Source organism: Flavobacterium sp. FlaQc-47, assembly GCF_044006475.1.
Classification (GTDB): domain Bacteria; phylum Bacteroidota; class Bacteroidia; order Flavobacteriales; family Flavobacteriaceae; genus Flavobacterium.
On sequence record NZ_JBIPCQ010000001.1, the window covers coordinates 1346022 to 1366796 of the forward strand.

A 20775-nucleotide genomic window follows, 5' to 3' on the forward strand; every position below is an offset into this window, starting at 1 on the left:
CAAAAAATTCCTGCAATGAGACTAGCGGAAAATAATTTTAATACTAAAAAATAATTTATGGAAAATAAAGACAAAAACTTATACAAACTGGACGAACTATCTAATTATAAAATTTCTTCAAATTATTCTGATGTAAGAGGATGGAAGATCGTTGATGCTGACAACCGTACAATAGGTAAAATTGATAACCTTTGGGTTAATAAAGATATGCAGCGTGTGGTTTATCTGGATGTGAAATTAGATAAAGGGTTAGTAGAAGACAACCATAATGAAGTTCGTGATGTTATAGCAAGCGACAACGGAAAAGAGTTTGTTTATAATGAAGGAGATAGTCATATTATCATACCAATAGGATCTGTAAACATAAATAAAGACACTAAAATTGTTATGGCTAACAGTATAGGATATGATACGTTTAGAAACACAAGCAGATATAACAGGCAGCATAATTTTGACAGAGAATATGAAAGAAGAGTAATGAAATCGTATTATCCTGAAAATGATCCGAACTACGACAGCAATGATGATGCTTTTTACAACCGTAGAGAATTTGAAGACAGATAGTGATTTTATGCGATGTTTAGCATTAATAAGCCGTCATTTATAAAGTAAACAATAAAAAAAGATCAAACGTTTTACAATGTTTGATCTTTTTTTATGGATTTTAGTTTTGATTAAAGTTGTAACGATTTACCTGAATATTGGTTTCTTTCGTGAATAAGATGTGCCGTTAGGCACTAAATTTTGATAGTTAAAAGGAATCGGGAATCAGAATCTATCCCGAAATCTCAACATTAAATAACACCCATTTTTTGCATTAAAAAGGTGGCGCTTTTATTTTTACAGATTCCGTTGCGGAGTTTATAATCAAAATGAAGTTCGTTGTTTTGAATTTCGACTTCGAAACACTGATTCGTTAAAATAGCAGGATATTCATTTGTTGTGAGACAAACTTCGATATCGTGTGTAGCGATTGCTCCAATGGCATTTTTGGCAATGATCTTTTTCACGACTTCAATTGTTCCGTTTCGTTTGTCATCAGAATTTGTTCCTCTTAAAATTTCATCTAACAAAACAAAAGCAGGCTGATCTTCCAGCGCGTCCATAATTTGCTTTAAACGCTTGATTTCGGCAAAGAAATAAGATTCACTATCTGCCAGAGAATCCGATAATCGCATTGAAACCAAAACTGGAAGCGGATGGATGTTAGCTTTTGACGCACAGATAACTGAACCAATTCCGCCGAGCACCATATTGATTCCTAAACTTCTCAAAAAGGTACTTTTTCCAGACATATTAGAACCTGTCAAAATCATAAACGATTCCGGATAAAAATGAGTGTCATTACCAACTCTTGTCGATGGATTTAACAAGGGGTGACTTAAATTTGAAAAGCCTATTTTATATTCTGAATTGATTTCAGGAAAAACAAAATCAGAATTATTAAAGGCTAAATTTGCTAAACTATTTAAGGCTTCAAATTCGCCAATTATGGTAATCCATTTTTCAAGTTCGGTCGAATAATTATCTTTCCATTTTAAAAGAGCTTTTAAAACGTGAAGATTGAATAAAAATGTTCCGTTGAATAAAGTCGCCGTGAAAAGATTACTAATCGTATCCATTCGCGAAAACAATTCTGATAAATCTTTTAAATGTTTGCTCGCGTTGGCATTTCTAAAAATAAGCTGCTTTTGTAAATCGATTAATTTCTTAGATTCAAAAGTTTCAGTTTCAATTTTCTGTACTAATAAGCTATATTGTTTAATGATTTTATCGACATTGTCAGCTTTTGCAATTTCGGCTTGAATTCGCTTAAAGGACTTTCCTAAAACTACCATGTTGGCAATAAAAACATACGTTAACCAGGATAATAAAATAGTTTTTGAAGTAATAAAGTAAGCTGTTAAAAGTCCAAAAAACAGCGTTGGAAGAATAATTGATAATGCAACTACAACTTTAGGAAGTGTATTGTTTTTAAATGAATTCCAGTAAATTAAAGAATCAAAAGAATGTTTAGAATCATTACTAATCATTGCCAAAGCAAGGAAATCCTGTCGCCAGTCAATTTTAGTTTTCAGCTCATTGATCGCTTCCTGATTTTCAAGGATTGTTTCATTTGAGGATAAATTCAATAGTTGATGTGCTAACGTTTTTTTTCCGATAAAAGTAGCGGTTCTGTTAATATTCTGGAATAATGAATGTTCCCCAAAAATATCAAGATCATAAGCATACGGATGATGAAAATCATTGAATTCGATTCCGGTTTCAAAAGGGATTTTTTCTCTTTTTAAATACGTAATCTCATTTTGATTCAGCTTCAATAGTGCGGTTGTCAAATCTTTTTGAAAAGATAATTTTGAATGGATTCGCATTAAAAAAAGAAAACCAAAAAAAGAGAGAAAAGCAAAAACTGCGTAAAGGATTTCATTGGTTTTTATATAATAAAATAATAAAAACAAACAAAGAAAAATACTTAAAAGGCGCAGAATACTAATGCTGTTGTATCTTTTATTGATTTGATTAAAAATTGTGGTGTAATGGACCACTTTATTTAGATATGCTTCCATTTTTTTTGATTTAATGAAATACAAATATAGGTTTTACACTTACAAATGTACCATCAAAACAAAATTTTAGGTTTCATGCATTACTAAAACCGGTACAGAAACTTCTTTGGCTATTTTTTGTGTGAAGCTTGAGTCAAAAATGCTTTCAAAAAAAGATCTTTTATGTGTAATTGTGGTTAAAACATCAATATCCTTGTACAATATAAAGTCGAGAATTGTCTCTTTTACTTCATCACTTGGTAAAACTAAAAACTCTACATTTTCGTTTTCGAATTCTTTTTCCCACTCTTTGATAGTTGCGTCAGAAACATCAGAGGATGAAGTTTTAACATACAAGCTTTTTACTTTTGCATTTGTTTTTCCTGCAATCTCCAGAACTTTTATTAATTCGACTTTGTCTTTTTCACGATAACGTGTTGTAAAGCCAATCGTTTTTATTTTTTTGAACTTTGTATCGGCAGGAATACATAAAACAGGAACTTTAACTTCTGAAATTACTGAACTTGTATTTGATCCAAGAAAAAATTTTGTCCAGTCTGAAACTCCTGAAGTTCCCATGATTACAAAATCTACATTATCTTCTTCAACGGCGTTTTTTAAATTGTAAATTAAATCGCCATCCATTAAGCGGTGTTTTATTACAATATCTTCTAAATTCCGTTCCATTGCAATGGTTCTTAATTTCGGAATTTCATCTTTGAACATTTCAAATTTTGCTAATTCTATTGAACTGTAAATTACGGCATAATTTTCAGGAAAGAATTGGCTGTCATAAACCGGAATCTCAAAAGTATGTAACAAAATAAGTTCTGCATTAACAATTTTAGCAAATTCTAAAGCATGCACAAATGCATTTGTTGATGACTCGGAAAAATCTGTGGGAAATAATATCTTTTTCATTTTGATTCGGATTTAGAAGTTGTTCTCTCAAATTTACTCATTCTAAAATAAAAATACTCTGACAATTATCAGTATTTTAACATTTAATAAATTCTTAATAAATGAATTTAGAACAATTTTAGAATATATCGTCAACAAGACATCAACCAGAATAATTTTATAGCTTTTTTTATACCTTTGCACCATGATAAATCAAGATTCTATAGTTGCATTGGCAACTCCGTCCGGAGCGGGAGCCATTGCTATAATTCGAATTTCAGGAGCCGAAGCTATTGCTATTGGAAATTCGGTTTTTAAATCCATCAAAAATAAAGACTTAACTAAACAAAAAACCCACACTTTGCATTTGGGTCATATTGTTGATGATACAAAAACACTTGACGAAGTTTTGGTTTCGGTGTTTAAAGGACCAAACTCTTATACAGGCGAAAATACAATTGAAATTTCCTGCCACGGATCTACATATATTCAACAGCAAATTATTCAGTTACTTTTAAGAAAAGGCTGCAGAATGGCAGATGCAGGTGAATTTACACTACGCGCTTTCCTTAACGGAAAACTTGATTTATCGCAGGCAGAAGCAGTTGCAGATTTAATTTCATCTGATAATGAGGCGTCTCACCAAATTGCAATGCAGCAAATGCGTGGCGGATTTAGTAATGAAATTGCAAAGCTGCGTGAAGAACTTTTGAATTTTGCTTCTTTAATTGAATTGGAACTGGATTTTGCTGAGGAAGATGTAGAATTTGCAGACAGAACTCAGTTTCATGAATTATTAAACCGAATTGAATTTGTTTTAAAACGCTTAATTGACTCTTTTGCAGTTGGGAATGTTATTAAAAATGGAATCCCGGTTGCAATTGTGGGAGAACCAAACGTAGGGAAATCAACTTTATTGAATGCTTTATTAAACGAAGAACGCGCCATTGTATCTGATATTGCCGGAACTACGCGTGACACTATTGAAGATGAATTGGTGATTGGCGGAATTGGTTTTAGATTTATCGATACTGCTGGTATTCGCGAAACTAAAGATGTTGTGGAAAGCATTGGAATCAAAAAAACTTTCGAAAAAATAGAACAGGCACAAGTTGTAATATTCTTGTTTGATGGTTTCAAGTTTCAGGTTTCAGGTTCTGAATATATTGTTGAAATAGAAAAAGTCAAAAATAAATATCCTTTAAAACCAATATTAGTTGTTATTAATAAAGTAGATTTATTAAGTGAAAACGAAATTGAAACTATTAATGCAAAACTTGAAACTTTAAACCTTAAACTTTTAAAAATTTCAGCTAAAGAGAATATTGGTGTGGAAGATTTAAAAAATGAATTATTATCTTTTGTAAATACAGGAGCATTACGTAATAATGAAACAATTGTAACTAATACAAGACATTATGATTCTTTACTAAAAGCTTTGGATGAAATACAAAAAGTAAAATTTGGACTTGAAACTAATCTTTCAAGTGACTTAATTGCACTTGATATCCGTGAAGCTTTATACCAATTCGGACTTATTACAGGGCAGGTCTCGAATGATGAATTGCTAGGAAATATTTTTGCTAATTTCTGTATTGGGAAGTAGGACAACCAAACAACGTAAAGTAACGAAAAGAAAGTGGTAACTATTAATTATAATTCCTGAAGATTTATACTCAATAAATTTTATATAAAAACCTCCAAAAATGAAATGCCCCCAAAATGTCGTACACAATTTGAGGGCATTTTTTTGGAAAGAAAATTAAATCACAAATTGTATTTTTGTTGATGCAATTTAACTTCCCTTTATGTGGTGTTTTTTTATAACTACCAAAATACTTTTGAGCTTAAATTGGTGTGCCAAAATCCATCAGGATATTTTAGACCAGCACCTATAGCTCTGTCCATAGTGGCATGGGCGAGTAGGATTATACCAACGAGCATTAATTTACGATTGTTTTTTGCCAGTCCGTAAAGTCCAATAACAACACCAACACCTTTAAAATGAACAATATTGTACGTAAATGCACCTGTTGCAGGATTGACTAGATATCCCATCATTCCAAGATCAGGAAGTATTAATAATAGCGGAAACCACCACCATTTTAAATTTAAACGGGAGAATAAGTAAATGCAGCCAACAAACATCGTTAGCTCTTCAAGTTGAATTAGAATTTCCATAATTTCTGTTTTTTTAGTTTAATACTATGGAGCAAATGTAAAAGGTCAACATTGACTAAAATTGTATCAAAACGAAATCAGGATACGGGATTGCAAATATTCTGCTGGAACTTGATGTACTTAGTAGGACTTAAATTAATATAGTGCTTAAAATCTTTTATAAGTTGACTTTGATCATAATAACCGCATTCTGTCACCACATCAAGCCAATCGACTTTTGAAGTATGTAAAGCTATATTTTGCAGGTAATCGATTGTTTTTAAAAATCTTTCGTACCGACTGACTTCTTTGGCAGAATAACCAAAATGTTTTTTATGCTGCAGTTGTGTATTACGTTGCGTCTGAGAATTTTGTATCGCAACAGATTTTATCGAATCTAAGCTTTGTGCTTTGAAGTTTGCCAATTGTTCAGCAATTTTATTTCGATGTTGTAAATAGGGTTCGCAAAATTTCAGAATATGATCTACTCTTGCATTGATATCACTAATTTTGTTGAGTTCATGCCACAAAACAGCAAAGCAATTGTTATTTAATAGTTCGTCAGGATTTATTGGCAGATGTTCAGCCATGCTAATATTACCAAAAAAACGGTAAAATGCATCATTTTTAAAGTTGAGCGCCAATATTTCAGCCTGGGGCGGCAAGGAATAATCAAATGCCTGTTTAATTGGTCCCAGGATTAAATATTTATCTATTTCAATAGGATTGTTAAATTGGCTAGAAAAAGAGGGTTTTGCACCAAAGTTGAAAATCAAAATAGTTTGATAGGAGGGGAGTAAAGTTTTGGAGATCACTTTACCGCATTTATTTTCGACAAAATAAAAATGCGAGAAAACTTCATTATACGCTGCAGGCACAGCAATTCTGAAGTCATTATATTCTGAATTTTGTTTTTTCATATCTCTATCGGCTTGCTAATGATAAGCAAGAGTTTTTGATTTCAATTTTTAAAAATTATTTGTAAATCTATACATAAAACTAGTAGAATGAAGTTTTTGCAGGATTTTTTATTAGTACTATCAAGGGATTTTACTTAATCTGAATTATATTTTCGGTTATTTTCGGGAATCTCGAAAACAATAAATTATCATGCCCGGGAATAATAAATTTAACGTCAGAAACTAATGTCTTCATTCTGATCATGGCGTTGATATATCCATCTGCATCAAAAGTGGCATGTGCCGGAGCAGATTTTAATTGTTCTAAATTATAATAGGTAAAAACATTATCTGAAGCAATTATTATTTTGTCAGCACCACTTTTTATTAAAATATACTGTGAGTCAAAAGTATGTCGTGAACCTGTATAAGCTATAATTCCGGGAATTATTTCCTGATCATCGCCATTGATAAGAGTAAGTTTTCCTTCCAGATTTCGTTCGATTATTTTGTGTACATCTTCTTTATTAAAACCTCCATTGTGTCCTTCTTCCTGCCATGCCCCTCCAACAAAATAATTGTAATCTTCTTTTTGAATCCAGACATGTGCATTCGGAAATAAATCAATACCACCCATATGATCCCAATGCGGATGCGTTAGAATAATATCAGTAATGTCTTCTTTCTTTACATGAAGTGCCGTGAGCAGGGCATCGGGTTGGATATATTTTGCGATTCCAAAATCTTTTACTTGCGGTATGTCTGGTAAAAAACCGGCATCAATTAAGATGTTTTTACCCTGATTGTCTTTTATCAGCCAAAAAATAAAAGCAGGATCTACGGTTTCGTTTTCAGGAGCATTTAAAACATTTACCGATAATGGAAGTAGTTTTCCTGTAGATGCAAATTTTAGAGCATATACTTCGTAATTTGGTTTTTGTGAAAATGAAGTTCCACAAATTGCCAAAGAGATTAAAACCCATAAAAAAGAGGGACTTACTTTTTTAACTGTCATATTCTATAATTAATTTTAATGGTTAGTATTTCGACAAATATATTTAAGAGATGTATACTATGTTGTTAACGGCTAGACAATCACTGTTAATGAAATGTCAAGACCATTTAGTAAACTTTTTTAAGAAATGATTTTGTTGAATTATTAGGTCATTATAGCAGCAAGAACAACGAAATTTACCCCTATGTTAGTACGAATAGTATCAACAAATAAAGAGCCCATTTGATGATTTATGAAATAAAAAATCTATTTTTGAATGTAATAAACACTAATATTTAGCAGATATATCTATCTAAAGGCATATATACAAGTTGGCGGTTATTTTGCCGAAAAACTATAGAATTCAGTTAATGAGATAATTTATGAAAAAACTAAATCATATGTTTTTTGGACTTTTTCTAATTATTATAATTAGTAGTTGTTTCTTGATTATAGTTTTACATTTACTTGTACGAAAACCTATCCACTACCAATTTATCACTATAAAAATAAAAAATGGAACCGAATTGAAAAATAAAAAAACTAATGGTTTTTATTAATTTAAAAACGGGCACCAAAAGAATTTCCGTGTTATCGTTGCGAATATCCGAGAGATCGAGTGTTAACTGAATTTTCTTTTAAATCTGTTAGGATATACTTTGCGGGCAAGGATTACAAAACCGCGCGATAGGATCAAGGGGAAATGGAATATAAACAGACATAAAAATATGGTAAGTAAAATGAAATATTATAAATCAATTATATTAGTTGGATTAATTCTAGTCCTTTATGCTTGTGAATATATAGGTAATCATAAGAAGTACAAACAAATTAATTCTAATATTGAATTTGATTTTATAGTTTATCAAATAGAATCAGAGAATGGTTATATATTAAATAAAGAATATTATTATTCTGGAGGAGTTTTTTTGCAAAAAAATAATAATTCTAAGAATTTAATTTTACAAAATATGACTCTTAATGATGGTACAATACTTATTGATGACGATGGTCAAATATTGTTAGATATTTATAAAATAAAAAGACCTTTTCAATTATATAAAAAAAAGAATTCAAATGTTTTAAGTTTAATCAAAGACAATGATACTTTAAAATTTAGAATAAATTAATAATAACTTATGATAAAAATTTTAAGATTAATAATTACGCTAATTATTGTGATTGTATTTTTTAATTGCAATACTAATAATCACAAAGAAAAAGATTTTTATTTTTTAAATTTTAATGATAGTATAAATATTAACGTAGAAAAAATAGCTATTAATAATAAGGCTTTAGTTTTAAATGACTCTATAGTTTTGTATAAAAGCAGTAAATTAATTTATGAAAAACTTAAACCAAAATGGTTATTTAACAAAACTAAAAATAAAGAATTGTTTCAAAATGTTTATATTTATAAACCTGATGTTTCAGAAATAGAACCTCCCTACAAGTTAATAAAATATAAAAAATCAAATATTTTTCAAATTATAAAAGAAACAGATACACTAAATTTTGACTTTGAAAATTTTGAAAAACTAGATTATTGGTTATAACTTTTGCTCTTAGCTGGTGAAAACAATAACAATCGTAACGGCTCGCGCCATACTAACAGCTCGTGTCGGAAACGAACCTGATCGATCTAATATGCGCGCAACGATAGCGCGGAAATTCTTTCGGTGCTCGTTTTTAAATTAATAATAACTGGATTTTCTTTTAGATATACTTTGTGGTCACGGATTTCAAATCCACGCGATCGGGGTTTAATTAAAAATTACTGTATAAAGAATTAGTATATTCTATCTTTACAATAGTAATAGAATAACAACTAAATTTGTAAAAACTTTAAAATAATGAAAGCCATAATATTACATCAATAACAAAACACAATTATCTCTATTGAAAAATTTAGCAAAAGATGGAATGATGTTTAAAACAAAAAATCAAGAAGAAATAATAGTCGGATATACTCTGAATGGTAAAGCTTTTTCTGTTTATGAATATAAAGAAAATATACAGAATCGTATTGATGATGTAAAAGAAGGAACGGCTAAAACGTACACTTCTGAACAAGTCCTAAGTAGTATTCTAAAAAAATGATTGTTTGGGAATCTAGAGGACAACAAGAGTTTCAAGATATAGATTTTTATTCTTCTGAAGGAAAAGATATGTCAGGAACCATCGCATTATTAAAATTACAAGAACAAGGAATAAGAATTAGAAAGTAGAATTTAAAAATCCCTGCTATCCGAATAATTCTTATGAAAAACTGTGCGAATAACTCCTGACTTCTTACCCGTAAATACTGTTCCAAAACAAAAAAAGAGACTTCAAAAGTCTCTTTATAGAATTAATATATCTTTATTTAGTAATTAATTTTTCAAGCCTCACCATCATTTCATCTTTCTCTTTCAACATACGCTCATATAATGCAATTTTTTCTTCGTGAAGTTGGATCAATTTTTCGATAGGATTAACATTAAATGTTGAACTATTACCTGTATTTAAGAAAGCTCCGTTATCAAAAGTATTAGAAATAATATTTATTGCCTGCTCTTCATCAAAATTCTGAAAAGCTTCAACAGGAATTTTTAATACTGCCGAAATTTGTTTCAGTAGTCTGTCTTCGATTACATCTTTTTGCTCCAGCATTGAAATTTTCTTTTGATTCCATTCTTCGCCCAGATCATAAGCTAATGCTTCCTGTTTTATGTTAAGCATTTCTCTAAAACGTTTTATGTTTCTTCCCTGATGTATTTTCTGTTCCATAACAAATATCAATTTTTCTAAAGGCTCAAAGATAAAGCCATTTCGATTAAAAATCCTGAATTTCAAAGATAAAAAAATATCCCGTAAAACATTTTTTTTGTCAGATATTATATCGATTTTTTGAATACCAGAAAAAACAGGAAGTACAAGAATCTCTACGCTGTGAAACTGTTTTTCATCATTCTTTACTGACGAAAAAAGAAAAGATTAAGTAAAGACAAAAGAAATAATTATTATTCAGGATAGAAGGGGAGGTATTTCGAACAATTTTGCCTTGTCCCCAATATTAAAACTCGTTTATTGATTAAATCCCGATATAATCGCTTGTTGGATAATAAATAAAACTTTTCGATCATCTTAGTTCTCAGTCACTTCATGATTGGTAATTCTAACAAAATTTCAGAATTAAAAACCGAATTCGTATATTGTTCTGCTAAATTAATTATGTCGGGCATCTTATATTTTAAAATAGCCGCTTTTAAACGTTTTTCAATTCATTTAATAGAAATCATCCAGATTATGAAAAAATCATTAATCCTCTTAATTGCATTCTTAGCTTTTACAGCTTGCTCAAAACATCAGGGAGAAAAAAATATTGCGATCACCGGAATAGATTCCACATTGCGGCCTGGTGACGATTTTTTTAAATATGTAAATGGAAAATGGTATGATTCTGTAAAAATACCTCCATCTCAAGCCGGTGTTGGTGCCTATATGTTTATGAATTACCCACAACGAATGCGCCTTCAGGGAATATTAGACAGTATTTCGAAAAGCAACAATCCGGCAGGAAGTACCGCACAAAAGGTAGGAGATTTTTATGCATCAGGTATGGATACTCTAACCATTGACATACGCGGCTACACACCTATTAAACCCTTACTTGCTAAAATTGAAGCAATTAGCGATTTACCTTCGTTAATGAAATTTGTAGTTAATGAAGTAAAAGGGGGCAATTCTTCTATTATAGCTTTTGGAGTATCGCCCGATGATAAAAACAGCAGTATGAACATTGCCCAAATTTATCAAACAGGTATTGGTTTGCCTGACAGGGACTATTATTTCAAATCAGATTCATCAACTGTTGCCATACAGGAATCGTACAAAAAGTATCTTGCTACATTATTTCAGCAAACAGGCAGTAATGCCAGTGAGGCTAAAAAGAATGCTAATTTGGTTTACGATATTGATAAAAAACTCGCCGTTTCGCATAAAACAAAAGTTGAACTTCGCGATGTACATGCCAATTATAATAAACTGGCTGTGACAGATCTTGTAAAAAGACATCCCAACATTGACTGGACTACTTTTTTAAATAATTTAGGGGCTAAAACGGATTCTATTAATGTAGGTCAGACTGCCTATTATGATGCTCTTAATAAGCTCTTGAAAACCATCCCAATTAGTAATTGGAAAATTTACCTTAAAGCAAATTCTATTGAAAGATATGCAGATGATTTAAGTAAACCTTTTGCTGATGCCTCATTTGAGTATACCAAAGTACTTTCTGGTCAGGCTGTTCAAAAATCACGTGGCGAAAAAATGGCGAATGTCCTTGATAGTTACTTAGGTGAAGCGTTAGGAGAATTGTATGTGAAAAAATATTTTTCTGAAGATGCCAAAAAACGTATGTTAATCCTCGTGAATAATTTGCAAAAAGCTTATGCCCAAAGAATTGATAAACTGGAATGGATGAGTCAGGATACCAAACAAAAAGCGAAGGAAAAATTGGCAGCCATGACTAAAAAAATAGGATATCCCGATAAATGGAAAGACTATAGTAAGGTGAAAATAGCCAGAAATACTTACTTTGAGAATATGGTTTCGGCCGCTACAGCTGCATATCAATTTCAATTGGCAAAATTGGGCAAACCAGTTGACAAATCAGAATGGTATACTACAGTTCCAACAGTTACGGCATATAATAACCCTACTGCAAATGAAATTGTTTTTCCTGCAGGTATTTTACAACCACCATATTTTGATAATAATGCAGATGATGCGCTTAACTATGGAGGTATTGGAATGGTTATAGGTCATGAAATAACCCATACTTTTGATGATCAGGGTGCGCAATATGACAAGGATGGTAACGTGAAAAACTGGTGGAAAAAAGAAGATTATGCAAAGTTTAAGTCAAAAATACAACAGGTTATCAATTTATACAGTACCTATACCGTTTTAGGCGATCTACATATTAATGGGGCAATGACTGTTGGCGAAAATACGGCGGATATTGCCGGAATAGCAGTTGCTTATGATGCTTTTAAAATGACCGAACAAGGAAAAGGAAATACAAAAATTGATGGTTTTACTCCAGATCAGCGATTCTTTATTTCTATAGCCAAAATATGGAGAGTAAAAATGAAAGATGAATTCCTGCGTTTGTGGATTAACAATAATCCGCATTCTCCACCAAATTGGCGTGTTAATGGTCCTCTAATGAATACTACTCCTTTTTACGAAGCATTTCATGTAAAATCTGGAGATAAAATGTTTTTACCAAAGAAAGACAGAATAACAATTTGGTAGTATAAAAACCAACTGGCTTTTACAAAGGTGGACAAAGCATCGCATAAAATTCAAATGAAAAAAGCAAAAAACGAGTTAAATATTGATAATCAATATTTAACTCGTTTTTTTATTTTGTGCAGGATTACAAGTTTTGTACTACTTTAGTTTTTTACTTCTATCAAATCTAAAATTACTTTTGCATTTCTTTGATCGTATTCACAAAAGCCTCAACAGGCTGCGCTCCGGAAACGGCATATTTTCGATCAAAAACGAAGAAAGGAACTCCTTGAACCCCAATTTCCTGAGCTTCGGTAATATCGTTCTGAACTTCTTTTAAAAATAAGTTTTCATCTTTTAAAACTTCTAAAACCTGATTCTGATCTAAACCAGCTTTTACAGCCAATTCTATTAAAGTTGGTCCGTCATTTAAATCTCGCCCGTCAGTAAAATACGCTTTAAAGAAAACTTCTTCCATTGCATCGCCTAATTTTTTGGTCTTAGCCAATTGTATAATACGATGTGAAGTTAAAGAGTTTGAGATAATGGCTTTATCAAAATGATACTTTAAACCAACGCTTTTTGCGCGCTCTGTTACACCTTTATGCATTTCTATAGATTGTTCAACCGACATACCTTTTCGCTCGGCTAAAAACGTATAAAAATCTTTACCGGATTGAGGGGTAATAGTTGGATCAAGCTGAAAGCTTTTCCATTCAATTTCAAATTCATCATTAGGAAATTCAGCTAAAGCTGTTTCCAGTTGTCTTTTTCCGATGTAACAAAACGGACACATGATGTCCGACCAAATTTCTATTTTCATAGTACAAAGTTAGAAAAAAAGTTTCAGGTTTTAAATTTAACCGCAAAGTGCGCTAAGGTTTACGCAAAGTTCGCAAAGTTTTCACTCAAAGCTTTGCGAACTTTGCGTTTGTAAACGTTAACGCTGGAAAAAACTTTGCGCGCTTTGCGGTAAAATCCACACAATCCACACAATCCAGGAAAAACTTGAAACCTGAAACTTGAAACAAATTAAAACTTGAATCAAAAAATCCTCCAAATAAAAAACCGCAAATCTTTTGAAAGAATTGCGGTTTCCAGGTATAAAAAATGGTTGGTTAATAGCGATGTTTTTTTTTACAATGATATGTCTTTAATTTGAAACTAAAAAAAATCCCTGTAACAAAAAGAGCTTTTGATGTTAACTATTTAACATCACGGGCATTACCAACATTGTAACAGTTTCACCTTCTTCTAAACCATCAACAGGCGTTAAAATCCCGGCTCTGTTAGGTAATGACATTTCTAACATAATCATATCTGATTGCAGGTTGGTTAACATCTCCGTTAAAAAACGAGAGTTAAAACCAATCTGAAGATCATCTCCTTGATAATCACAAGTCAATCTTTCTTCTGCTTTGTTTGAGTAATCGATATCTTCAGCAGAAACATTTAATTCGGCTCCGGCGATTTTCAAACGAATTTGGTGTGTAGTTTTGTTAGAGAAAATAGCAACACGTTTAACTGAACTTAAAAATAAAGAACGGTCAATCATTAATTTGTTTGGATTTTCTTTTGGAATTACTGCTTCGTAATTAGGGTATTTCCCATCAATTAAACGACACATTAATATATAATTATCAAATGAGAAAGTCGCATTTGAATCGTTGTATTCGATTTTTACTTCGGCATCAGAACTTCCCAGAATACTTTTTAGGATATTTAAAGGTTTCTTTGGCATAATAAAATCTGCAACCTGAGATGCTTTTACATCTGTACGTGCATATTTTACTAATTTATGAGCATCTGTAGCAACAAAAGTCAATCCTTCTGGCGAGAACTGGAAAAAAACTCCTGACATTACCGGACGTAAATCATCATTTCCGGCTGCAAAAATAGTTTTACTAACTGCAGTTGCTAAAACATCAGCAGGAACTAGTGTTACAGATGGTTCTTCAAGATTTACTGATTTAGGAAATTCTTCTCCGGCAGCATATGCTAAAGCATATTTTCCTGAGTTGGAACTAATTTCAACCGTATTGTTTTCTTCAACTGTAAAAGTTAAAGGTTGTTCCGGAAACGTTTTTAAAATTTCAAGCAAAAGTTTTGCCGGTACAGCAACGCTTCCTTTACTTGTAGAATCGATTGATAATGTAGCAGACATTGTGGTTTCAAGATCCGAAGACGAAACTGTCAACGCCTCATTGTCCAATTCAAATAAAAAGTTATCTAAAATAGGCAACGTATTGTTACTGTTAATTACACTACCTAAAACTTGTAATTGTTTTAATAAGTACGAACTCGATACTATAAATTTCATCTCTTTTGTTTTATTTTTTTGCTCTTTTTCTTAGTTTTTCTTTCGCTAAGATAGATTTTACAAATATATCGTAAACAATCTTAGTTTCGCAATTTTTTTATTAACATCTCTTTACTATATATTCTTTTTCTTATATATGTAAATACCAATCCGAAAACCAATAAAATTAGAATTGGAAGTCCGATAGTTATGAATTGGGTGAGACTGTAATTTTCATAAACTTTCTCTTTGTCTAATAAAGGCAAATTGACATCTTTGCTTCTAATGTTAATAAGTCCCGTATCATCCAGCAAATAATTAACGCAATTCATCATGAAATCTTTGTTATCATAAAGGTTTCCTGTACGCTGATCATAACCCAATTCCACTGGCATCATGTTTTTATCCAATTGATTTCTTGCTAAATCACCATCGGCAATTACGATCATTTTGTTTGGTTTTCCTTTTGCTAAAAATGCATTTTCTTTAAAAGGTAAAACACGATTCTCAAAAGCCGAGTGAAAATTTCCTTCCAATAAAACAGAAAGTGGAATATTTCCTTTATTGAGGTAATCTTGTGGGGAAGTTTTTTCGGTTACACTATTTAAATTGATTTCAACCGGTGTCCCGACTACTTTTGAATATTGAGACGATTGCAATAAAACTGTTTTTTTGATTCCGTTTTTCAAAGTGTCGATCGGGCTTGCAAAATCAAATTTAATTCCGCCTAAGTTTTTTACAATCGGATGCTGGCTTGCGGGATAAACCTGCGGAGCATATTTCCAGACAAAATCCTGATATTGTGTTGCACTTCCTTGTTCGCCAGTTGCCAGTTTTATTGGACTTCCTTGTTCGTCTTTTATTAAATCGGGATTAATTCTGAATCCGTATTTAAAGAACATGTCATTAAGGTTCAAATCTCTGGGATATGCCAGAGTTGCTCCGGCCTGATTGTACAAACTATCCATATCTGCGGCAACCTGGTCGATTAACCACAGCGTTTTTCCGCCGTTCATGATAAACTGATCCAAAACCTGTTTTTCTTCATCAGAAAAAGTTTCTGTTGGTTTTGAGATAATGGCTAAGTCATATTTTTTTAAAGCTTCTAAAGTTCCGGTTGGATTTTTGGCAACAGAATCCAATGTAAAAGGTCCAATATAATAGCTTTCGCGGATTTGCTGTAATAATTTAGCAATGTGAATTTCGCTTAATTCGCCGTTTCCTTTTATGATGGCGACTTTCTTTTGTCGGTCTTTTGAAATTTTGTTAATCGCATCAGCAATCGAGTATTCTAAATGCTGAATTGACCCAATAACTTTTTGAGTTGTCGAAGCACCCATTATATTTTTCAATAACGGAATATTAACTTCTTTATTATTGTAAACGGCAACTGCCCACGGGAAAACCATTGCCTGGGATTGTTTTCCTTTATCGTCAACAGTAATGTTTATTGGCGTAAGCCCTTTTTGATACAAGGATTTCACAACATCCATGCTTTCGTCTTTGTTCTCCATTGGGTTCACAAATTCAAAAACAATATTGCTGTTATACGCCTGAAATTCTTCCAGTAATTGTCTGGTTTCTTGTTGCAAACGTTTAAAATCTGCCGGTAAGTCGCCTTGCATGTAAATCTTGATCGATAGCGGATTTTTAACCTGTTTTACGATTTGTAAAGAGGTTTCGGATAAAGTATATCGTTTGTCTTTTGTTAAATCGAAGCGATGGAAGAATAAAGTTCCCAATACATTTAAAACGATTAAAACAAAAACCGTAATACCTAATGTTTTGATATTTTGTTGAGTAGATGCTTTCATTACGCTTTAAATGATTTTAATTGATAAACAGTAAAAGACAGAAATAATACCGTGATGCTTAAAAAATAAATAACATCGCGTGTATCAATAACGCCCCGACTCATACTTTTAAAATGATCCTGCATACCAAATAATGAAATAGTATTAGAATATCCTGGAACTAATGAAGCTAGGCCTTCAAAACCAAAATAAAAAATGAAACATAAGAAAACGGCAATAATAAAAGCAACAATTTGATTTTCAGACAGGGTAGAAGTGAAGATTCCGATTGCGGAATAGGCTGCAATTAAAAACAATAATCCGAAATAAGAACCAATCGTGCTTCCCATATCGATATTTCCTTCAGGTGAACCTAAATTAGAAATTACTTTTACATAAATAAATGTTGGAATAATTGCCAAAACGATTAATAGGAGCGAACCCAGAAATTTTCCGTTTACAATTTCCCAAATTGATAATGGTTTGGTTAAAAGCAATTCAAGCGTTCCTTGTTTTTTTTCATCAGAGAAACTTCTCATTGTAACTGCCGGAATCAGGAAAATCAAAATCCAAGGTGCTAATGTGAAAAACGGAGTCAAATCAGCATAACCGGTATTTAATATATTGTAATCTCCTTCAAATACCCATAAAAATAGTCCGTTGCTAATTAAGAAAATAGCAATGACCAAATAGCCAATAGGAGAGCCAAAAAAGGATTTTATTTCTCGTAAAATGATTGATTTCATGTATAACGTTTATTCGTTTATTTGTTTAATCGTTTATTTTGTTTCAGGTTTCACGTTTCAAGTTCAGCTTTGCGAACCTTAATTTTGTTTCAGGTTTCACGTTTGAAGTTGACAAAGCTTTGCGAACTTTACGTTTTCTAAAAACCTTTAATATAATCTTTGCGTTCTTTGCGGTTAAATAGCCCCAATTTTCAGATCCAGCATATAATCTGAAACCTGAAACAATTTAAACTAAACTAACTAATTTATCCACGCTCCACGCTTCCGGTTTTGCATTGAATAGCTTTTTAGTAAAACTCCAAACTGTATTAAAAAGTTCAGATTGTCTGTAATTTTCTAAATCAGCTTCGGTTTCCCAATAACTATAAGTGAAAAAGATACATTTGTCATTTTTATCCTGATACAATTCTAAAAAACGATTTCCTTCTGCATTTCGTATTTTGTTTTTCACGCTTTCAAAATTCTCCAGAAAATCCGGAATTTTTTCTGCGTGAAAACTCATTTTTACTATTCTAATGAACATATTTTAATTTTAGATTTTAGATTGCTGATTTTAGATTTGTTGAAGTCTAAAAAGCATTTCAGGTGCGCAAAAATACCAATTTTGATTGTTCTTTTTAAGAAAATTTAAAATATTATGAAAAGCTTATTTCACAATGCTTTTCTGCAATATTGTCATTTCGACGAAGGAGAAATCTTCGTAAGTAACTCCGCGTAGAAAATTGCTAATTTTTGTAGATTTACTTGTGGAGATTCTTCGTTTCTCAGAATGACAAAAACAACGAGAAAATCTGTGTAAATCTGTTTGATCAGTAAAATCCGTGTGCCATTGAATCTAAAATTTTATTGAAACTGAATCGTAATAACATCGCGATAATTCAATCCCAGCAAACTGTTTGCAGAACCTACTTTTGAAGGATTACTTCTAAAAATAGCGATTTCGAGAAAACCCGCTTCGTTAAAAATTGCCAGTTTTTCACCTTCATAGGTTTTTATGGGATATTTTTCAGATGTTGCAATAGCGGAATAATTGGGTAAAATTGTTTTGATGCTTTTTGGTTTCATTACAATCTCATACGGACGTCCTTTTGCAACTTCTAAGAATTGCTGTTTAGAAATGTTAGTTACGATATTTCCAAAATGATCAATATAAATTACGTATCCTTTAAGTGAATTTCCATCATTTGAAACTACAGGCTGTAACTCGGTAATTTCTTTGATTGAAGTAATTTCTTTACCAATAACATTCAATAAACCGCCTTTTGCAATGTGACAGGCAACTTGTATAAAAATATCCAAATCAGATGATTCACTCGCAAAACGATCGTGAATGTTGATTGCTACAATTTTTTGCGGAACAATTTTCTGCGTCAGCATACTTAGAATACCATTATCGGCACAAATAAAGTAGTGATCGTTCCATTCCATAGCAAGATGCTGATTTTCTTTATTGCGCTCTATATCAACGCCAATAAGATGTACAGTACCTTTTGGAAAACTTAAATAGGAGGCACCAAGAATGTAACTTGCCTCGGCTGTGTTAAATGGATCTATGTCATGTGAAATGTCAATAATTACAGCTTCTGAATACTCAGATAAAATTTTACCCTTAAGCGAACCAACAAAGTGGTCTTTTAAGCCGTAATCGGTAGTAAGGGTAATTATTGACATAATTTTGTTTATAACTATTGGTAGTATTTAAATCTAATTTTTATTAAATTTGAGAAATGCAAAGCTAATAATAGTAAATGCAAAATGAAAGAAAGGATAGACAATTTGCAATAAATATAGAGTAGTCTCAGTTTCCGGTTTCAGTTTTCAGTGTTTTAACAAAAAGCGATTTTATTCAATAATAAAAAGGTTGAAATAGTCTCCGTTTTAGTTTTGAAACTGTGAATGCGTACTGCGACTGAGAACTGCGACTGTAAACTGAAAACTGTCAACTAAAAAATAACCCGACAACCACTAATTATAAACTGATTTATTTTTAATTTAAAATTATCTCATTTGAACGAAAGAATTATCGAGCTCATAGACATCGCTCCAAAAGACTTTTGGGGCGCTCAAGACACTCATCTTGAAATCATTAAAAAGTATTACCCAAAGCTTAAAATCGTAGCGAGAGGTACCACTTTGAAAGCATTTGGCGAAAAAGAAGTTTTAGATGAATTCGAAAAAAGATTTCAGAGACTTATGCTTCATTTTACCCGATACAACAACATTGACGATAATGTAATTGAACGCGTAATAATGAGTGATGGTCAGGATGAAAAAAAATCATTAGATCATGACAAAATATTAGTTCATGGTGTTGGAGGTAAATTAATTAAAGCCATGACGCCTAACCAGCAACTATTGGTAGATACCATCAGGAAAAATGATATGGTATTTGCTGTTGGTCCAGCCGGAACAGGAAAAACGTACACAGGTGTTGCAATGGCAGTTAAAGCGCTTAAAGACAAAGAAGTAAAAAGGATCATATTAACGCGTCCGGCGGTAGAAGCAGGAGAAAATCTTGGTTTTTTACCCGGCGATATGAAAGAAAAACTCGATCCTTATATGCAGCCTCTTTATGATGCTTTACGCGATATGTTACCCAACGAAAAGCTCGAAGATTACATTTTAAAAGGAATTATACAAATTGCGCCATTGGCATTTATGCGTGGTCGTACGCTTGATAACGCCTTTGTAATTCTGGATGAAGCACAAAACACAACGCATTCGCAAATGAAAATGTTTTTGACCCGTATGGGAAAAAATGCAAAATTCATGATTACGGGTGATCCCGGACAGGTCGATTTACCACGCAGAACTATTTCTGGTCTTAAAGAAGCTATTTTAGTCTTGAAAGACGTTGACGGAATTGGAATTATTTATCTGGATGATAAAGATATCGTGCGTCACAGATTGGTGAAAAAGGTAATTGATGCTTATAAACAGATAGAAAATCACGATTAGGTTTTTAATTTGTAAAATGTCAAATGTCAAATGTAAATCGTAAAATGTGTTTTGATGTTTAATGATATTCGTTTTATTCATGTTCTTTTATAGAAATGGGTAAAACGAATATTTTTTATAATAGGTGTTTTGTGCCGCTAGGTACAAAATATTGGTAGAAAAACATGAATTATAAAAGATTAAGCGTGCCGTAGGTACGC

Annotated in this window: 20 protein-coding genes; 8 read left to right on the top strand and 12 right to left on the bottom strand. The window is 31.9% G+C overall.

Translation table 11 applies throughout. The annotated features are described in order from the left end of the window. The first annotated feature begins 57 nt into the window (after positions 1–57). Positions 58–564 carry a PRC-barrel domain-containing protein gene (locus ACHRVX_RS05645; protein ID WP_395330093.1) on the top strand — a complete coding sequence of 169 codons (507 nt, stop codon included), beginning with the start codon at positions 58–60 and terminating at the stop codon, positions 562–564. Between the two features lie 230 nt (positions 565–794). Here the strand turns inward: ACHRVX_RS05645 and ACHRVX_RS05650 are convergent, their stop codons facing one another. Next, positions 795–2567, bottom strand: coding sequence for a DNA mismatch repair protein (locus tag ACHRVX_RS05650; protein ID WP_395330095.1), 1773 nt, complete (start codon positions 2565–2567; stop codon positions 795–797). A 66-nt stretch (positions 2568–2633) separates the two neighbouring features. Then, positions 2634–3467 carry a universal stress protein gene (locus ACHRVX_RS05655; protein ID WP_395330097.1) on the bottom strand — a complete coding sequence of 278 codons (834 nt, stop codon included), beginning with the start codon at positions 3465–3467 and terminating at the stop codon, positions 2634–2636. Positions 3468–3651: 184 nt separating this feature from the next. Between ACHRVX_RS05655 and mnmE the strand changes: the two genes are divergently transcribed. After that, entirely contained in the window at positions 3652–5052 is a 1401-nt protein-coding gene (gene mnmE, locus ACHRVX_RS05660) for a tRNA uridine-5-carboxymethylaminomethyl(34) synthesis GTPase MnmE (protein WP_395330099.1), read from the top strand. Between the two features lie 221 nt (positions 5053–5273). Here mnmE and ACHRVX_RS05665 read toward each other — a convergent pair whose 3' ends face one another. The 3 genes from ACHRVX_RS05665 to ACHRVX_RS05675 all read right to left on the bottom strand — a co-directional run bounded on the left by ACHRVX_RS05665 (position 5274) and on the right by ACHRVX_RS05675 (position 7520). Beyond that, on the bottom strand, positions 5274–5627 hold the full coding sequence (locus ACHRVX_RS05665) for a DUF4260 domain-containing protein (RefSeq protein WP_395330101.1): 354 nt from the start codon (positions 5625–5627) through the stop codon (positions 5274–5276). Positions 5628–5704: 77 nt separating this feature from the next. Then, entirely contained in the window at positions 5705–6526 is an 822-nt protein-coding gene (locus tag ACHRVX_RS05670; protein ID WP_395330103.1) for an AraC family transcriptional regulator, read from the bottom strand. A gap of 130 nt (positions 6527–6656) precedes the next feature. Next, positions 6657–7520 (bottom strand): MBL fold metallo-hydrolase, encoded by an 864-nt coding sequence (locus tag ACHRVX_RS05675; protein WP_395330105.1) that lies wholly within the window; start codon positions 7518–7520, stop codon positions 6657–6659. Between the two features lie 719 nt (positions 7521–8239). Between ACHRVX_RS05675 and ACHRVX_RS05680 the strand changes: the two genes are divergently transcribed. From ACHRVX_RS05680 to ACHRVX_RS05695, 4 genes are all read left to right on the top strand, one after another. Further along, on the top strand, positions 8240–8629 hold the full coding sequence (locus tag ACHRVX_RS05680; protein WP_395330107.1) for a hypothetical protein: 390 nt from the start codon (positions 8240–8242) through the stop codon (positions 8627–8629). Between the two features lie 9 nt (positions 8630–8638). Next, positions 8639–9055 carry a hypothetical protein gene (locus ACHRVX_RS05685; RefSeq protein ID WP_395330109.1) on the top strand — a complete coding sequence of 139 codons (417 nt, stop codon included), beginning with the start codon at positions 8639–8641 and terminating at the stop codon, positions 9053–9055. 343 nt (positions 9056–9398) lie between these two features. Further along, positions 9399–9599: a hypothetical protein gene (locus tag ACHRVX_RS05690; protein ID WP_395330111.1), complete on the top strand. Its 201-nt coding sequence runs from the start codon at positions 9399–9401 to the stop codon at positions 9597–9599. Continuing rightward, positions 9596–9727 (top strand): hypothetical protein, encoded by a 132-nt coding sequence (locus tag ACHRVX_RS05695; RefSeq protein WP_395330113.1) that lies wholly within the window; start codon positions 9596–9598, stop codon positions 9725–9727. Before ACHRVX_RS05690 ends, ACHRVX_RS05695 begins: the two co-directional genes overlap by 4 nt. 133 nt (positions 9728–9860) lie before the next feature. Here ACHRVX_RS05695 and ACHRVX_RS05700 read toward each other — a convergent pair whose 3' ends face one another. Beyond that, positions 9861–10268 (bottom strand): XRE family transcriptional regulator, encoded by a 408-nt coding sequence (locus ACHRVX_RS05700; RefSeq protein WP_395330114.1) that lies wholly within the window; start codon positions 10266–10268, stop codon positions 9861–9863. 519 nt (positions 10269–10787) lie between these two features. On the opposite strand from ACHRVX_RS05700, the gene ACHRVX_RS05705 reads away from it, so the two are divergent. Further along, positions 10788–12800: a M13 family metallopeptidase gene (locus tag ACHRVX_RS05705; protein ID WP_395330116.1), complete on the top strand. Its 2013-nt coding sequence runs from the start codon at positions 10788–10790 to the stop codon at positions 12798–12800. A gap of 172 nt (positions 12801–12972) precedes the next feature. Here the strand turns inward: ACHRVX_RS05705 and ACHRVX_RS05710 are convergent, their stop codons facing one another. The 6 genes from ACHRVX_RS05710 to ACHRVX_RS05735 form a co-directional block, all read right to left on the bottom strand. Continuing rightward, on the bottom strand, positions 12973–13602 hold the full coding sequence (locus ACHRVX_RS05710; RefSeq protein WP_395330118.1) for a DsbA family protein: 630 nt from the start codon (positions 13600–13602) through the stop codon (positions 12973–12975). A gap of 378 nt (positions 13603–13980) precedes the next feature. Beyond that, complete coding sequence (gene dnaN / locus ACHRVX_RS05715) at positions 13981–15099, bottom strand: DNA polymerase III subunit beta (protein ID WP_395330120.1); 1119 nt, start codon at positions 15097–15099, stop codon at positions 13981–13983. A gap of 80 nt (positions 15100–15179) precedes the next feature. Beyond that, positions 15180–16892, bottom strand: coding sequence for a gliding motility-associated ABC transporter substrate-binding protein GldG (gldG, locus tag ACHRVX_RS05720; protein ID WP_395330122.1), 1713 nt, complete (start codon positions 16890–16892; stop codon positions 15180–15182). Then, positions 16892–17617 (bottom strand): gliding motility-associated ABC transporter permease subunit GldF, encoded by a 726-nt coding sequence (gene gldF, locus ACHRVX_RS05725; RefSeq protein ID WP_395330124.1) that lies wholly within the window; start codon positions 17615–17617, stop codon positions 16892–16894. Before gldF ends, gldG begins: the two co-directional genes overlap by 1 nt. Before the next feature lie 226 nt (positions 17618–17843). Continuing rightward, positions 17844–18140 carry a putative quinol monooxygenase gene (locus tag ACHRVX_RS05730; protein ID WP_395330126.1) on the bottom strand — a complete coding sequence of 99 codons (297 nt, stop codon included), beginning with the start codon at positions 18138–18140 and terminating at the stop codon, positions 17844–17846. 320 nt (positions 18141–18460) lie between these two features. Then, positions 18461–19288, bottom strand: coding sequence for an S-adenosyl-l-methionine hydroxide adenosyltransferase family protein (locus ACHRVX_RS05735; protein ID WP_395330128.1), 828 nt, complete (start codon positions 19286–19288; stop codon positions 18461–18463). A 336-nt stretch (positions 19289–19624) separates the two neighbouring features. On the opposite strand from ACHRVX_RS05735, the gene ACHRVX_RS05740 reads away from it, so the two are divergent. Continuing rightward, positions 19625–20575 (top strand): PhoH family protein, encoded by a 951-nt coding sequence (locus ACHRVX_RS05740; RefSeq protein ID WP_395330130.1) that lies wholly within the window; start codon positions 19625–19627, stop codon positions 20573–20575. The last annotated feature ends 200 nt before the right edge of the window (positions 20576–20775 follow it).

Coding starts and splice junctions, on each gene's coding strand:
- ACHRVX_RS05700 (WP_395330114.1), bottom strand. CDS start 10,268: ATGGAACAGAAAATACATCAGGGAAGAAACATAAAACGTTTTAGAGAA.
- ACHRVX_RS05695 (WP_395330113.1), top strand. CDS start 9,596: ATGATTGTTTGGGAATCTAGAGGACAACAAGAGTTTCAAGATATAGAT.
- ACHRVX_RS05705 (WP_395330116.1), top strand. CDS start 10,788: ATGAAAAAATCATTAATCCTCTTAATTGCATTCTTAGCTTTTACAGCT.
- ACHRVX_RS05685 (WP_395330109.1), top strand. CDS start 8,639: ATGATAAAAATTTTAAGATTAATAATTACGCTAATTATTGTGATTGTA.
- gldF (WP_395330124.1), bottom strand. CDS start 17,617: ATGAAATCAATCATTTTACGAGAAATAAAATCCTTTTTTGGCTCTCCT.
- ACHRVX_RS05670 (WP_395330103.1), bottom strand. CDS start 6,526: ATGAAAAAACAAAATTCAGAATATAATGACTTCAGAATTGCTGTGCCT.
- ACHRVX_RS05735 (WP_395330128.1), bottom strand. CDS start 19,288: ATGTCAATAATTACCCTTACTACCGATTACGGCTTAAAAGACCACTTT.
- gldG (WP_395330122.1), bottom strand. CDS start 16,892: ATGAAAGCATCTACTCAACAAAATATCAAAACATTAGGTATTACGGTT.
- ACHRVX_RS05655 (WP_395330097.1), bottom strand. CDS start 3,467: ATGAAAAAGATATTATTTCCCACAGATTTTTCCGAGTCATCAACAAAT.
- ACHRVX_RS05650 (WP_395330095.1), bottom strand. CDS start 2,567: ATGGAAGCATATCTAAATAAAGTGGTCCATTACACCACAATTTTTAAT.
- dnaN (WP_395330120.1), bottom strand. CDS start 15,099: ATGAAATTTATAGTATCGAGTTCGTACTTATTAAAACAATTACAAGTT.
- ACHRVX_RS05665 (WP_395330101.1), bottom strand. CDS start 5,627: ATGGAAATTCTAATTCAACTTGAAGAGCTAACGATGTTTGTTGGCTGC.
- ACHRVX_RS05645 (WP_395330093.1), top strand. CDS start 58: ATGGAAAATAAAGACAAAAACTTATACAAACTGGACGAACTATCTAAT.
- ACHRVX_RS05730 (WP_395330126.1), bottom strand. CDS start 18,140: ATGTTCATTAGAATAGTAAAAATGAGTTTTCACGCAGAAAAAATTCCG.
- ACHRVX_RS05710 (WP_395330118.1), bottom strand. CDS start 13,602: ATGAAAATAGAAATTTGGTCGGACATCATGTGTCCGTTTTGTTACATC.
- ACHRVX_RS05675 (WP_395330105.1), bottom strand. CDS start 7,520: ATGACAGTTAAAAAAGTAAGTCCCTCTTTTTTATGGGTTTTAATCTCT.
- ACHRVX_RS05680 (WP_395330107.1), top strand. CDS start 8,240: ATGAAATATTATAAATCAATTATATTAGTTGGATTAATTCTAGTCCTT.
- mnmE (WP_395330099.1), top strand. CDS start 3,652: ATGATAAATCAAGATTCTATAGTTGCATTGGCAACTCCGTCCGGAGCG.